Genomic DNA, 14,145 nt, shown 5'->3' with positions numbered 1-14,145 from the left:
TCATCCCCGGGAGGAAGCGGTTCGGGTGCGTCCGCCGGCGCCGGCGAGCGCGAGCAGGAGGGCCCAGGTGAGGAGCAGGCTGAGCACGGACACGGCGACGGACATCTGGGCCTGCGAGCCGCCGACGTTGTAGATCCACACGGCGAAGGGCTCGTAGCCGAGCAGGTGCGAGACGGTGAACTCGCCGAGCACCAGCGCCAGCGTGAGGAAGGTCGCGTTCAGCAGCGCCCCGCGCAGGTTCGGCAGCACGGCCCTGACGAGGGCCTGCGGCCAGGAGGCACCGCAGCTGCGGGCGGCCTCGACGAGGGTGCGCACGTCGATGGCGCGCAGGCCCGTGTCCAGGGCGCGGTAGACGAACGGCAGCGCCATCACGACGTAGGCGAGGACCAGCACTACGGGGAAGTTCTCGTTCTGGATCACCACGAACGTCTGGAACAGCGGGGTCCGGGACAGATGCTCCGGGCCCCACTTCAGCACGGTCACGATCCCCGCGACGAAGGCGATCGGCGGCACCACCAGCGGCAGCGAGCAGACCACCTCCACCACGGGCCGCAGCCGGGGCGCGCCCAGGCGCAGCGCGACCACGGCGGGCACCATCAGCAGCAGCACGACCGCGATGGTGGCCACGGCCAGCTCCAGCGAGAGCAGCAGGCTGGAGGTGAAGCCGGCGGTGGACAGGATCCGGGTGTACGCGTCGAAGGTGATGCCCTGGCCGGGCACGTCGACCGTGAAGATCACGGACGCGGCGAGCGGCACCAGGAAGTACAGCGCGGCCAGGCCGAGGACGGCCCAGCGCCAGGGGGTCAGGCGTCGAGCCATCGGGCGCTCCGTCGTTGCAGGGGCAGGTACACGGCCATCACCAGGCCCGCCACCAGCACCATGTCGAGGCTGAGGGCGAGGGCCACGTTCTCCTGGCCGACGAGCACGTTGCCGGACAGGGCGTCGGCGATCTGCAGGGTGACCAGCGGGACCGCGCTGCCCACCATGGCGGCCGCGGTGGCGTAGGCGGCGAAGGCGCTCCCGAACAGCAGCACCAGACCGCCGAGCAGGGAGGGCGCAAGGACGGGCAGGGCCACGTGCCGCCAGTACTGCACACCGGTGGCGCCGTTGTTCAGCGCGGCCTCCCGCCACTGGACGCGCAGGCCGTCCAGGGCCGGGGTGATGGTGAGGACCATCAGCGGGATCAGGAAGTACAGGTAGACCAGGACCAGGCCCCAGAAGCTGTAGAGGTCCCAGCCGCTGTCCTTGAGGCCGAGGTGCATGGTCAGCACGCCCGCGTTGCCGAGCGTGGCGACGAAGGCGAAGGCCAGCGGGACGCCGCCGAAGTTGGCGAGCACGCCGGAGGCGGTCAGCACGGCCTCGCGCAGCGCGCGCGAGCGGGAGCTGACCACGGCCTGGGCGAGCGGCAGCCCGAACAGGGCGCCGAGGGCGGCGGAGATCGCGGAGAGCTTCACGCTGCCGAGCAGCGCGGTGAGGTACGGTCCCTGCAGCGAGGTGCTCAGGTTCGCGGCCGTGTAGGAGGTGGCACCGGTCGTCTGGTCCTTGACCGTGAAGGCGCCGTCCAGGATCGCGAAGGCGGGCAGGCCGAAGGCGACCGCCGTGAAGACCAGCAGCGGCACCACGGCGAGCCAGCCGGGGGCGCGGCGCCGCCGCTTCGCCGAAGCGACGGGCGCCACGTCCGCACGCGGGAGAGCGGCGGTCATCCGGAGACGGCCTTACCCCAGCCCTGAGCGATGACCGTCTTGGCCTTGCTCTGCTGGGCCTCGGTCGGGAAGGACGGCGTGCCCGTGACCTTCGGCAGCTTGGCGGCGGAGGTCTTGTCGAGCGTGCCGGCCTTCTCCAGCGAGGCCATCAGCGCCGGGCGGGCGTAGCCCTTGAGCCACAGGTTCTGGCCCTCGGCGCTGTAGAGGTACTCCTGCCACAGGCGGGCGGCCGCCGGGTGCGGGGCGTCCTTGTTGATGGCCTGGGAGTAGTACTGGGCGTACTGGCCGTCGCTCGGGATCGTGACCTTCCAGTCCACGCCCTTGGACTTGAACTCGTCGGCGTAGCCGGCGTTCAGGTAGTCCCAGTCGATGCTGATGGGCGTCTCGCCCTTCTCGACGGTGGCCGGGGTGGACTCGACCGGCGTGTAGTTGCCGTTCTTCTTCAGCTTGGCGAAGAAGTCGAGGCCGGGCTGGATGCTGTCGAAGGAGCCGCCGTTGGCGAGCGCGGCCGCGTAGACACCACCGAAGGCGGAGCCGGACTTGGTCGGGTTGCCGTTGAGCGCGACCTGGCCCTTGTACTGGGGCTTGAGGAGGTCCTTGAAGCTGGTCGGGCAGGCCTTGACGCGCTTGGCGTCGCAGCCGATGGAGATGTAGCCGCCGTAGTCGTTGAACCAGCGGGCCTGCGGGTCCTTCTGGCCCTCGGGGATGTCGCCGTAGGAGGCCACCTTGTAGGGCGCGAGCAGGCCCTGCTGGGCGGCGCTGAGGGCGAAGGAGCTGCCGAGGTCCAGGACGTCGGGGGTGCGGTCCTGGCCCTTGCGGGAGGTGACGGCGTTGATCTCGTCCTGGCTGGAGCCGTCGGGGCTCTCGTCCTCGATCTTGATGCCGTACTTCTTCTGGAAGCCGTCGATGATGGCGCCGTAGTTCGCCCAGTCACGGGGCACGGCGATGATGTGCAGCGTGCCCTCCTTCTTGGCGGCCTTGGCGAGGGCGTCGACGCCGCCGAAGTCGGCGGCCGAGGTGGCGGTGGCGGCGTTCTTGCCGTCCTTGGTCTTGCTGGACGCGTTGTCGGGGGCGGCGCCGCAGGCGCTCAGCGCGAGGGCGGCGACGACGGCGAGGGAGCCGCCGAGGACGGCGTTTCTCGGCAGGGACACGGTCACGGTCTCTCCAGGGGTGCGCACGGGGTTCGATGCGGTGCGAAGCGAGAAGTACGGAGAACTTGTCTGAACAAGTTGCGTCACAGTACGCCCGTCGCAGGTGTCCTGTCCGTAAACCGTGACGAAACTTTGGCCCCAACTTGTCTGCACAATCCAGACCGCTACAGATCACACTCAGGTCTCGATTAGGCTGGTCACGCTGTGCACAGCTACCTGAGCAGAGGGGAAGCATGACCGCACGACACGAGGAGATCGCCGACGAGCTGCGGCGTGCGATCGACCGCGAGGAGTACACGGTCGGCAGCCGGCTGCCCTCGGAGTCGGAGCTTGCGGCGCACTACGGCGTCTCGCGCGGCACGGTCCGCCAGGCCGTCGCGACCCTCACCGCCGAGGGCCTGATCGGCTCCCGCCAGGGCGCCCGGCGCGTGGTGCTGGCCAGCCGCCGCAGCCAGAGCTTCGAGGAACTGCGCAGCTTCGCCCAGTGGGCACGGGCCATGGGCCGCGAGGCCACCGGGCACGTGGTGGCGCAGGAGTACCGCCCGGCCACGCAGGAGGACACCGTACGGCTCCAACTGACATCCGGAACACGGGTGTTGCAGGTACTGCGGGTGCGCGGTCTGGACGGCGAGCCGGTGCTGCTGGAGCGCACGGTCTACGCCGACTGGATCGCTCCGGCGGTCGAGTTGATCGAGCCCGACTGCCCGTCGGTCACCCAACGGCTGTACGACGACACGGGGTTGGTCTTCGCCTACGGCGAGCACGTCATCGACGCGGTGGCGGCGGGCGCCCAGGACGCCGAGCTGCTCGCCGTCCGGCGCACGAGCCCACTGCTGCGGGTGCGGCGGGTGACGACCACCCGCGAAGGGCGCCCGGTGGAGTGGTCGGACGACCGCTACCGCTCGGACGCGGTGACCTTCAGCGTGCACAACTCGATCGGGAACAACGCGCTGGCGAGAAAGACCGCGGAGTAGGGCAGCAGGGCCGCCGCAGCGGGCGAGCCACTGGCTGTCGCCGGAGCGGGCAGGCACTGTCGGCAGCCGCAGTGGGCGGGGCACTGACCGTCGCCGGGCGCGGGTGCTCCGTGGCTGGTCGCGCAGTTCCCCCGCCCGTCGGGGGCGCTGTGCCGCAGCACCTCAGGGGCGCGGGGAACTGCGCGAGAAACCACGACGGACCCGCACCCGGCGACGGCCGGTGCCCCACGAGCTGGAATCCGCCGCTGACATCAGCCCTCAGCCGGGCGCCCCCGAGGAGAACCGGCGCAGCAGCGGCGACAGCACCAGCACCGACTTGGTCCGCTCGACGAACGGCTCCCCGGCGATCCGCTCCAGGACCCGCTCGAAGTGACGCATGTCGGACGCGAAGACCTGGGCGATCGCGTCCGCGTCGCCGGTGACGGTCGACGCGGCCACGACCTCCTGGTACCGCTCCAGGCCCCGCTGGATGGTCTCCGGCGAGGTGTTGCGCCGGCAGTGGATCTCGATGTAGCCCTCGGTCTCCCAGCCGAGTGCCGCCGGATCCACCCGCACGGTGAATCCGGTGATGGCTCCGGTGGCCCGCAGCCGGTCCACGCGCCGTTTGACGGCGGGCGCGGACAGGCCGACCAGTTGCCCGATGTCCGCGTAGGAGCGGCGGGCGTCCTCGGCGAGGGCGTGCACGATGCGTTCGTCGAGATCGTTCAGCACAGGGGGTGGTTCACTTCTTCGGGTCGGTCACTTCTCTGCCGCCGCGACGTCCTCAGCGGTCGCGAGACGGGAACGGCGATAGCCGTATACGAAGTAGAACACGAGCCCGACGGCCATCCAGCATCCGAAGACGGCCCAGGTGACGGTGTCGAGGCTGAACATGTTGTACGCGCAGAACACGAAGCCCAGCACCGGCAGGACCGGTCCGAACGGCACCCTGAACGTGCGCTCCAGCTCCGGCCGCTTGTACCGCAGGACGACGACCGCGATGTTGACCAGGCCGAAGGCGAACAGCGTGCCGATGCTGGTGGCGTCGACGAGCTTGCCCAGCGGGATGAGGGCGGCGAGCACACCGCAGAAGAGGGACACGACCACCGTGTTCAGGCGAGGAGCGCCGGTCTTCGGGTGGACCCTGCCGAGCGCCTTCGGCACCAGGCCGTCGCGCGACATCGCGAAGAGGATGCGGGTCTGGCCGTAGAGCACGGTGAGCACCACGCTGGCGATGGAGATGACCGCACCGAGCGCGAGCAGGGTGCCCCAGAAGGTCTGGCCGGTCACATCGTTCATGATCGCGGCGAGGGTTGCCTCCGAACCGTCGAACTTCTTCCAGTTCCAGGCGCCGACGGCGACGCCCGCGACGAGCACGTACAGCGCGGTCACGATGATCAGCGACAGCATGATCGCCCGCGGCAGGTCCCGCTTGGGGTTCTTCGCCTCCTCACCGGCGGTGGAGGCGGCGTCGAAGCCGATGTACGAGAAGAACAGCGTGGCACCGGCGGCGCTGACCCCGGACATGCCGAGCGGCATGAAGTCGCGGTAGTTGCCGGACTTGAAGCCCATGAAACCGACCGCGCAGAACAGCACCAGGGCAGCGATCTTCACGCAGACCATGATCGTGTTGGCGCGGGCGGACTCACGCGCGCCGCCGAGCAGGAACACCATCGCCAGGAGGACGACGATCAGCGCGGGGAGGTTGATGATGCCGTGACCCTCACCCGGGGCCGAGGACAGGGCGCTCGGGATGGTGACACCGATGGTGCCGTCGAGCAGCTCGTTCAGGTACTCGCCCCAGCCGACCGCGACAGCGGCCACCGAGACGCCGTACTCCAGCACCAGGCACCAGCCGCAGACCCACGCGACCAGCTCACCCAGCGTTGCGTACGCATACGAGTACGAGGAACCGGCGACCGGGATGCTGCCCGCCAGCTCGGCGTACGACAGGGCCGAGAACAGCGCCGTGAGGCCGGCGATCACGAAGGCCAGGGTGACCGCGGGACCAGCCTCCGGAACGGCGTTGCCGAGGACGACGAAGATGCCGGTTCCGAGGGTGGCACCGATGCTGATCATGGTCAGCTGCCACAGCCCGAGAGAACGCCTCAGCGACCCTCCCTCGCCCTGGCCGCCCTCTGCGACCAGGCGTTCCACGGGTTTGCGACGCATCAGCCGCGCGGCCACGCCCGGGGATGCGGGGGCGGCCGTTGTCCGGTTCTGCGGGGGTGCGCCTTGGTCGAGCACGCGCTGGCTCCTTGTTCGATGCCGGTCAGGACGGGTGGGGACCGGCAGAGGCCTGCAAGGGCAGGAACCCACCGAGCGGGGTCCCCGCCACACCACGTACAGCGCAGCACCCTATGAGGCGGGCCTTCACGGGCGTAATGCAGCAACCTTGCGCGTCCCTGCATGATCATTGCGTTCATCGGGCCCGTATGACAAATCGTTGCGCGTGGGCTGTCGACCGTTGCACGTACATCTCTTCAGGCCACGGTTCACCTCTTTTCGGACTCCCCGCGACCCCGTGCACGCAGACGGCTCCCGCCGTTCCCGGAAGGGGAACGGCGGGGGCCGCGAGGAAGGGGGGCCGGGTCAGTTCCAGCTGGCGTGCAGCGGCTTGCCCTCGGCGTAGCCGGCCGCGCTCTGGATGCCGACGATGGCCTTCTCGGCGAACTCCTCCAGCGAACCGGCACCGGCGTAGGTGCAGGAGGAGCGGACGCCCGCGATGATCGAGTCGATCAGGTCCTCGACGCCCGGGCGGGCCGGGTCGAGGAACATCCGGGAGGTGGAGATGCCCTCCTCGAACAGCGCCTTGCGGGCCCGGTCGTACGCGGACTCGTCCGAGGTGCGGTTGGCCACGGCACGCGCGGAGGCCATGCCGAAGGACTCCTTGTAGAGGCGGCCGCCCGCGTCCTGCTGGAGGTCGCCCGGGGACTCGTAGGTGCCCGCGAACCAGGAGCCGACCATCACGTTGGACGCGCCGGCCGCGAGGGCCATGGCCACGTCGCGCGGGTGCCGGACGCCGCCGTCGGCCCACACGTGCTTGCCGTACTTCTTCGCCTCGGCGGCGCACTCCAGGACGGCGGAGAACTGCGGGCGGCCCACGCCGGTCATCATGCGCGTGGTGCACATGGCGCCGGGGCCGACACCGACCTTGATGATGTCCGCGCCCGCGTCGATGAGGTCCTTGACGCCCTCGGCGGAGACGATGTTGCCGGCGGCGATCGGCACCTGCGGGTCCAGGGCGCGCACCAGCTTGATGGCGCTGATCATCGACTCCTGGTGGCCGTGCGCGGTGTCGATGACGAGCGTGTCCACGCCCGCGTCGAGCAGCTGCTTGGCCTTGCCCGCGAAGTCGCCGTTGATGCCGACGGCAGCGGCGATGCGCAGCTTGCCCCGCGCGTCGACGGCCGGGGTGTACAGCGTGGCGCGCAGCGCGCCCTTGCGGGTGAGGATGCCGGCGAGCCTGCCGTCCTCGTCGACCGCGGGGGCGTAGCGGCGGTTGTGCGCGTCGAGGGTGTTGAAGGCCTCGCGCGGCTCTATGCCGGCGTCGAGCAGCAGCAGGTCCCGGGACATGACCACTTCGAGCTGGGTGAAGCGGTCCACGCCGCTCAGGTCCGCGTCGGTGACGACACCGACGGGCCGGTTCTCCTCGTCGACGACCACACCCGCGTTGTGCGCCCGCTTGGGCAGCAGGGCCAGGGCGTCGGCGACGGTCTGGTGCGGGGCCAGCACGATCGGGGTGTCCAGCACCAGGTGGCGGCTCTTGACCCAGGAGACGACCTCGGTGACCACGTCGATCGGGATGTCCTGCGGGATGACCACCAGGCCGCCGCGCCGGGCGACCGTCTCCGCCATCCGGCGGCCGGCGATGGCGGTCATGTTGGCGACGACGAGCGGGATCGTGGTGCCCGTGCCGTCCGGCGAGCCGAGGTCCACGCCCTGACGCGAGCCGACCGCGGAGCGGCTCGGCACCATGAACACGTCGTCGTACGTCAGGTCGTACGCGGGCTGGATGTCATTGAGGAATCGCACGTGCTGCACATCCCAGTCGATCAGAGGCGACCCCCCCGACGGGTGCGCCAGGGGGAAAAGAGCACGTACTTCATTCTCCCATGGCCGGGGCCGTGTCACGCCCCCACAGAACATCCAGGCTGGTCGGAGGCGGTCTAGGAGGATCCTCCAAGAGCCAGGACGACGGTCAGCGCCGGGGTGCGGTCGACCGCCTCGGCGAACACGTCCTGCGCGGTGCGCCACTCGGCCGGCTGCGCCTCGGCGTACGGCCGCCAGCCGCGCACGACGACCAGCAGCCCCTGCTCGACGGCGTCCTGCGGCCACACCGTGTGGTCGGAGAGGGAGTCGACCAGTGCGTCCCAGTTCCGCCCGAACCAGTCGGGCAGTGCCAGGGCCCGGGCCGTCCGGTCCATCAGGCCCGTCTTGTCCGTGACCCCCGCGAGGTCGAGGGTGACCGTGAGCCGGCCCGCCAGGTCTTCGCTCATCTCAGCACCGCCCGGAACGACTTGTAGTGATCATCGCTGTAGTAGATCTCCCCGCCCTGCCCGGTGACGATGCGCCGTGCCCCGCGGTCGTGGGAGCCCGGTGTCTTCACCGTGTACTCGTGGTAGTAGCCGCGCCGGTGCTCGGGCAGCAGCCGCTCGAAGTTGCCGAAGACGATCCCGTCCCTGGCGTACGGATAGGGCCCGCCCCGGTCGATCAGGGCGAGGGTCTGCCGGGCCTCGGCCGGGAGCCCGGACGCCTCGACCGTGGCCATGCCCCGGGCCCACGACGGGGTGGACACGCTCGGGGCCGTCGCGGTGCCGGTGTGCGCCGAGCACCCCGTCAGCAGGACGCAGAGACAGACCAGCAGCCCCGCGAGCGCCCGGGGGACGCGGCGCAGCACCGGCGGGGGGACGAACCGCAGCAGCATGGCGTCGATGCTGCCACGGCCGTCCCGTCACGGCGTCGCCGCGACCCACTCTCAGACCCCGTCGGGATCCGCGCGGCTGAGCGCGGGCTTCGGCGTCGGTCCCGCCGTCATCAGGTAGTCCGCGGCCGAGGTGTCCGTGACCAGGCTGGTGACCAGCCCGGAGCGCAGCACCGCATCGATCGCGGTCGCCTTGCGCTGCCCGCCGGCGATCGCCACGACCTCCGGGATACGGCGCAGCTGGTCGGCCTTGACCGTGATGCACCGCTCCCCCAGGTCCCGCCCGACCCGGCGCCCCTCGGCGTCGAAGAGGTGCGCGGACATCTCGGCGGCGACGCCGAGCGAGGCGTAGTGCGCGCGCTCCTCGTCGCTGAGCATGTCGTGCACCGTCGAGATGCCCGGCTCCCAGGAGCCGATGGAGACGCAGGCGACCGTGACCTTGTCGAAGTACTCGAAGGCCCGGGCGATCCCGGTCTGGTGGCGCAGCGCCACCGCGGTGGCCGCGTCCGGCAACAGCATCGGCGCGTAGATGGGGTGCGCGTCGCCCCCCGACACCTGGGCGGCGCGGCGCACCGCCTCCACCGAGCCGCGTTCGGCGGTCCCCGCGTCGTACACGCCCGTCAGCTGCACCACCGTGCACGGCGGCAGCCGGTCGAGGGCCGCTGCCATGTGGATGGTGGACCGGCCCCAGGCCAGCCCGAGCACGTCCCCCTCGTTGACGAGTTCGCCGAGCAGGTCGGCGGCGACCTCGCCGAGGTTCTCGGGGTCGGGAGTCTCCTCCGCCTCGGCCGGGGACTCGACCACGACGGCGTGCCTGAGGCCGTAGCGGGCGCGGAGCGCGTCGGAGCGCTCGGCGTCCAGCTCGGCCGGCACACGGATCTCGATACGTACGAGATCCCGTTCGAGGGCCGTCTCCAGGACCCGGGCCACCTTGAAGCGGCTCACGCCGAACTCCTCGGCGATCTGGATCTTGGACTTCCCCTCGAGGTAGAAGCGGCGGGCCATGGCCGCCGCCTGCACCAGCTCAGCGGGTCCCATCCGCATGGCTGACCGGCCCGCCGACATACCCGACACGGCGATCTCCTCACTGCTGTTCACATTCTGGATTCGCCGTTCATCCTTGCAGATTCGGCGCAACTGATCCGCCCTGATGGGCGCCGCTCCTTCAAGCGTTCACGTAGCTGTGGCTCAGTGGTCGCATGCCCAGGACGCCTTGGCGGTGGCCGCGTCCGCCTGGGCGCGCAGGGCACGCACTGCCTGAGCCGGGTCCTGGGCCCCGTACACCGCCGAGCCCGCGACGAAGACGTCCGCTCCCGCCTCCGCGCACCGTTCGATCGTGGACTCGGAGACACCGCCGTCGACCTGCAGCCACAGCTGGAGACCGTGCTTGGAGATCAGCTCACGGGTGCGGCGGATCTTGGGAAGCATGATGTCCAGGAAGGCCTGGCCGCCGAAGCCCGGCTCGACCGTCATGATCAGCAGCATGTCGAGCTCCGGGAGGAGGTCCTCGTACGGCTCGATCGGCGTCGCGGGCTTGAGCGCCATGGAGGCGCGGGCACCCTTGGCGCGGATTTCCCGGGCGAGTCGCACGGGCGCACCGGCGGCCTCCACGTGGAAGGTGACGGAGGACGCGCCCGCCTCCACGAACTGCGGCGCCCAGCGGTCGGGGTTCTCGATCATCAGGTGGCAGTCCAGCGGCGTACCCGTCGCACGGGCCAGCGACTCCACCACCGGCACGCCGAGCGTGAGGTTCGGGACGAAATGGTTGTCCATGACGTCGACGTGGAGCCAGTCGGCTCCCTCGACCGCCTTCGCCTCGTCGGCGAGACGGGCGAAGTCGGCGGACAGGATGCTGGGGTTGATCTGCGCGGCCATGACCCAAGACTGCCATGTCCGGGGCACTGATGTTCGCGCCTGTCCACAGGTGAGGCCCTTTCATCACATTTATCGGACGGTTGGCGGGCGCCTGTGGACAACGGCCCGCGGCGCACTCCCTCACGCGGTGAGCTGGTAGATGCTCTTTCCGGTGAGCCAGAGCCCGAGGCCGAGACAGAGGATCACGATCGCCTGCTGCTGGTGCTCCTTCATCCAGGCACGCAGCTTGAGCAGACGGGGCTTGGCCTGCTCCGGCGCGAGCACCACGTACAGTTCGACGGCCAGCAGGCTCGCCGTGGCGAGCAGGCAGAAGGAGAAGAGGACGAGCCAGGTCACCGGGTGGGACAGGTCCGCGGACACCACCGTCGTCGCCCCCGCCGCGACCATGCCCCAGGGCTGCAGCAGCACGGCCAGGCCCGCCGAGGTCCACACCGTGCTGCGGTCGAGTTCGGACGTCAGGCTGGGCGGCTCCGGTGCGCGGTGGTGGGAACGTTCGGCGACCATCCGCCGCCGTCGGTACTCGCCGTAGACGACGAGTCCCACCCCGATCGCCAGCTTCGCCGCCAGCACGGCCGTCGACGGCGTCGATCTCGGTGCCGGGGGATGTCCGCCGGTCAGCGCCAGGACCATGGCGATCACGGCGACCAGGCACGCCAGCCAGCTCAGGATGAAGACGAGCCCCTTCCACACGCCCTTCGCCGAGGCCACCACCAGGACGAACGCGGTGAGCGGCAGCGGATCGAGCGTGATGGCAAGGGCGATCAGCAGCAGATCGAGGACCATGGCGACCCCAGCGTGTGCGGACCCCCCGAGCGTAGGCGGAGGCCGGCGCCCGTACCTCCCGGAGCCGTCCGCCCGTACTCACGGAGGCCGCCGCCGGTACCTTCCCGGGGCCGCCGTTCGTTCGTGCCGTCAGCCGGTGCGGCGCAGGAGCGCCAGGTACATCGCGTCCGTGCCGTGCACATGCGGCCACAGCTGGACGTCCGGGCCGTCGCCGAGCGCGGGGACGCCGGGCAGCAGCGGCCGGGCGTCGATCAGCTCGGCGTCCGGGTACTGCTTGAGCAGGTCGGCGACGACGGACCGGGTCTCGGCGAGGTGCGGCGAGCAGGTGGCGTAGCCGACGACCCCGCCGACGCGTACCGAGTCCAGCGCGGTGCGCAGCAGGGCGCGCTGGAGCGGCGCGAAGCTGTCCAGGTCCTCGGGGCGCCGCCGCCACCGGGCCTCGGGGCGCCGGCGCAGCGCGCCGAGGCCGGTGCACGGCACGTCCATCAGCACGCGGTCGAAGGTGCCGGGCAGCCACGGCGGCCGGGTCCCGTCGGCGGCGATGACCTGGTACGGCCCCGGGTTGCCGTCCAGGGCCTTCGCCACCAGGCCCGCACGGTGCGGCTGCTTCTCGGAGGCGAGCAGTGCGGCCCCGCGCTCGGCGGCGAGGGCGGCCAGCAGCGCGGCCTTGCCGCCGGGACCGGCGCACCCGTCGAGCCACTTCTCGTCGGGACCCTCGATCGGGGCGTTGGCCAGCGCGAGGGCGACCAGCTGGCTGCCCTCGTCCTGCACACCGGCCCGCCCCTCGCGCACGGCGTCGACGGCGCCCGGCTCACCGCCCTCGGCGAGCCGCACGGCATAGGGCGACCAGCGGCCCGCAACGGCCGAGTCCTCGCGCAGCAGTTCCTCGGTGGTGGCCCGGCCCGGCCGTGCCACTAGGGTCACCTCGGGCCGCTCGTTGTCCGCCTGCAACAGGTCCTCGATACCGGCCCGGCCGCCGCCGAGGGAGTCCCACAGCGCGGAGACGACCCAGCGGGGATGCGAGTGCACGACGGCGAGATGGTCCTCGGGATCCTCGTCGTAGGGCGGCGCGACCTTCTCCAGCCATCCGTCGAGGTCGTGCTGCGCGATCTTGCGCAGCACGGCGTTGACGAACTTGGCCCGCCCGTCGCCGAGCACCACCCGCGCCAGCTCGACGGAGGCGGACACGGCGGCGTGTGTCGGGATCCGCGTCCCGAGCAGCTGATGCGCGCCGAGGCTCAGCACGTCGAGGACCGGCGGGTCCACCTCACGCAGCGGCCGGTCGACGCACTCGGCGATCACGGCGTCGTACGTCCCCTGCCGGCGCAGCGTCCCGTAGACCAGCTCGGTGGCGAGGGCGGCGTCCCGCGCGTCGAACTTTTCGGGTCCCTCCTTCTCCCGCGCCTTGCGCAGCAGCGGCGGCAGCACGAGGTTGGCGTACGCGTCCCGCTCGTCCACGGCGCGCAGTGCCTCGAAGGCGAGGATGCGCACGGGGTCCTTCTGGGGACGGCGGTAGGGCTTGGCGGGCCTGCGCGGCCGCCGGGACTGCTCGCTCACGAAAAGGTGCTCCGGATGTGAAGAAGGGGGTGCGCATCCCAGCGTACGTCGGAACACCGTCACCCCCGCCTTTCGGGGCCTCAGCCGCCCAGCCGCTCGCCCTCCGAGATGCGCACCCCGCGCGCCCAGTCGGCGGCGCGCATCGGCTTCTTGCCCTGCGCCTGCACCCACAGCAGCTCGACGGCGTACGACCCGCTGCCCACGTGCACGCTGTTCTTGCCGACCACCAGCTGCCCCGGGGCGAGGTCGGTCCGCTCGGGCACCGGTGTGACGTGGATCAGCTTGAGCCGCTCCCCGCGGAAGGTGGTCCAGGCGCCCGGCGCGGGCGTGCACCCGCGCACGACCCGGTCGATCCGCAGTGCGGGCGTCGCCCAGTCCACCTGGGCGTCCTCGACAGTGATCTTCGGCGCGAGGGTGATGCCCTCGGCGGGCTGGGGAACGGCCTTCAGGGTGCCGTCCTCGATGCCGTCCATGGTCGCGGCGAGCAGGCCTGCGCCCGCGAAGGCGAGCCGGGTGAGCAGGTCGCCGCTGGTGTCGGTGGGCCGGATCTCCTCGGTGACGGTGCCGTAGACCGGCCCGGAGTCGAGCCCCTCCTCGATGAGGAAGGTGGCGGCGCCCGTGATCTCGTCGCCGGCCATGAGGGCGTGCTGCACGGGCGCGGCCCCCCGCCAGGCGGGCAGCAGCGAGAAGTGCAGGTTGACCCAGCCGTGCGCGGGGATGTCCAGGGCCACCCGGGGCAGCAGGGCGCCGTAGGCGACGACGGGGCAGCAGTCGGGGGCGATCTCCGTCAGCCGCTCCAGGAACTCCGGGTCGCGCGGCTTGAGGGGCTTGAGCACCTCGATACCGGCCTCCTCCGCCCGCTCGGCCACGGGCGACGCGACCAGCCTGCGCCCCCGCCCGGCCGGCGCGTCGGGCCGCGTGACGACGGCGGCCACCTCGTGCCGTCCGGAGGCGATCAGGGCGTCCAGAGCGGGAACGGCGACCTCGGGGGTACCGGCGAAGACAAGCTTCATATGCGGGATCGGGCCTCTCGGACGGGGGTTGGACGGGCAGCGCACCAGTCTATGACGGCAGCGCCGACAAGGAGATGGCGACCGCGGCCGCCTCCCGCACCGGCGACGTGACGACCCGAGGTGCCACCCGCACCGGCGACGTGACGACCCGAGGTGCCTCCCGCACCGAACGCCGACGCGCCGACG

14 protein-coding genes are annotated in these 14,145 nt (G+C 71.3%); 1 reads left to right on the top strand and 13 read right to left on the bottom strand.

Annotated features, from left to right (window positions below; genetic code table 11):
- The 3 genes from ACFZCP_RS15475 to ACFZCP_RS15465 are packed head-to-tail and all read right to left on the bottom strand — an operon-like array spanning nucleotide 1 to nucleotide 2,860.
- Entirely contained in the window at nucleotides 1-819 is an 819-nt protein-coding gene (locus tag ACFZCP_RS15475) for an ABC transporter permease subunit (protein WP_391427545.1), read from the bottom strand.
- Complete coding sequence (locus ACFZCP_RS15470) at nucleotides 804-1,703, bottom strand: ABC transporter permease (RefSeq protein WP_391427544.1); 900 nt, start codon at nucleotides 1,701-1,703, stop codon at nucleotides 804-806. Before ACFZCP_RS15470 ends, ACFZCP_RS15475 begins: the two co-directional genes overlap by 16 nt.
- Nucleotides 1,700-2,860 carry an extracellular solute-binding protein gene (locus tag ACFZCP_RS15465; protein ID WP_391427543.1) on the bottom strand — a complete coding sequence of 387 codons (1,161 nt, stop codon included), beginning with the start codon at nucleotides 2,858-2,860 and terminating at the stop codon, nucleotides 1,700-1,702. Before ACFZCP_RS15465 ends, ACFZCP_RS15470 begins: the two co-directional genes overlap by 4 nt.
- Before the next feature lie 227 nt (nucleotides 2,861-3,087).
- Here ACFZCP_RS15465 and ACFZCP_RS15460 point away from each other — a divergent pair, with 227 nt between their 5' ends.
- A complete protein-coding gene (locus ACFZCP_RS15460; protein ID WP_391427542.1) occupies nucleotides 3,088-3,828 on the top strand; it encodes a UTRA domain-containing protein in 741 nt (246 codons plus the stop codon).
- 258 nt (nucleotides 3,829-4,086) lie between these two features.
- Here the strand turns inward: ACFZCP_RS15460 and ACFZCP_RS15455 are convergent, their stop codons facing one another.
- From ACFZCP_RS15455 to fmt, 10 genes are all read right to left on the bottom strand, one after another.
- Nucleotides 4,087-4,539: an Lrp/AsnC family transcriptional regulator gene (locus ACFZCP_RS15455; RefSeq protein ID WP_067129751.1), complete on the bottom strand. Its 453-nt coding sequence runs from the start codon at nucleotides 4,537-4,539 to the stop codon at nucleotides 4,087-4,089.
- 27 nt (nucleotides 4,540-4,566) lie between these two features.
- Nucleotides 4,567-6,054 (bottom strand): amino acid transporter, encoded by a 1,488-nt coding sequence (locus ACFZCP_RS15450; protein ID WP_391427541.1) that lies wholly within the window; start codon nucleotides 6,052-6,054, stop codon nucleotides 4,567-4,569.
- Between the two features lie 345 nt (nucleotides 6,055-6,399).
- A complete protein-coding gene (locus ACFZCP_RS15445) occupies nucleotides 6,400-7,842 on the bottom strand; it encodes a GuaB1 family IMP dehydrogenase-related protein (protein ID WP_391427540.1) in 1,443 nt (480 codons plus the stop codon).
- Nucleotides 7,843-7,976: 134 nt separating this feature from the next.
- Nucleotides 7,977-8,306 (bottom strand): barstar family protein, encoded by a 330-nt coding sequence (locus ACFZCP_RS15440; protein WP_391427539.1) that lies wholly within the window; start codon nucleotides 8,304-8,306, stop codon nucleotides 7,977-7,979.
- Nucleotides 8,303-8,734 carry a ribonuclease domain-containing protein gene (locus tag ACFZCP_RS15435; protein WP_391427538.1) on the bottom strand — a complete coding sequence of 144 codons (432 nt, stop codon included), beginning with the start codon at nucleotides 8,732-8,734 and terminating at the stop codon, nucleotides 8,303-8,305. Before ACFZCP_RS15435 ends, ACFZCP_RS15440 begins: the two co-directional genes overlap by 4 nt.
- Before the next feature lie 51 nt (nucleotides 8,735-8,785).
- Complete coding sequence (locus ACFZCP_RS15430) at nucleotides 8,786-9,829, bottom strand: sugar-binding domain-containing protein (RefSeq protein ID WP_362686888.1); 1,044 nt, start codon at nucleotides 9,827-9,829, stop codon at nucleotides 8,786-8,788.
- 90 nt (nucleotides 9,830-9,919) lie between these two features.
- Nucleotides 9,920-10,606, bottom strand: coding sequence for a ribulose-phosphate 3-epimerase (gene rpe / locus ACFZCP_RS15425; protein ID WP_362686885.1), 687 nt, complete (start codon nucleotides 10,604-10,606; stop codon nucleotides 9,920-9,922).
- Nucleotides 10,607-10,726: 120 nt separating this feature from the next.
- The gene (locus ACFZCP_RS15420) at nucleotides 10,727-11,389 is read right to left on the bottom strand and encodes a GAP family protein (protein ID WP_391427537.1); all 663 of its coding nucleotides are present in this window, start codon (nucleotides 11,387-11,389) and stop codon (nucleotides 10,727-10,729) included.
- A gap of 129 nt (nucleotides 11,390-11,518) precedes the next feature.
- The gene (locus ACFZCP_RS15415; RefSeq protein ID WP_362686882.1) at nucleotides 11,519-12,946 is read right to left on the bottom strand and encodes a transcription antitermination factor NusB; all 1,428 of its coding nucleotides are present in this window, start codon (nucleotides 12,944-12,946) and stop codon (nucleotides 11,519-11,521) included.
- 80 nt (nucleotides 12,947-13,026) lie between these two features.
- Entirely contained in the window at nucleotides 13,027-13,959 is a 933-nt protein-coding gene (fmt, locus tag ACFZCP_RS15410) for a methionyl-tRNA formyltransferase (protein ID WP_391427535.1), read from the bottom strand.
- Nucleotides 13,960-14,145: the final 186 nt, after the last annotated feature.

This window comes from Streptomyces sp. NPDC007971, assembly GCF_042958635.1.
Taxonomy (GTDB): Bacteria; Actinomycetota; Actinomycetes; order Streptomycetales; family Streptomycetaceae; genus Streptomyces.
The sequence above is the reverse complement of the archived record's forward strand: the minus strand, read 5'-3'. Positions and strand labels throughout refer to the sequence as shown.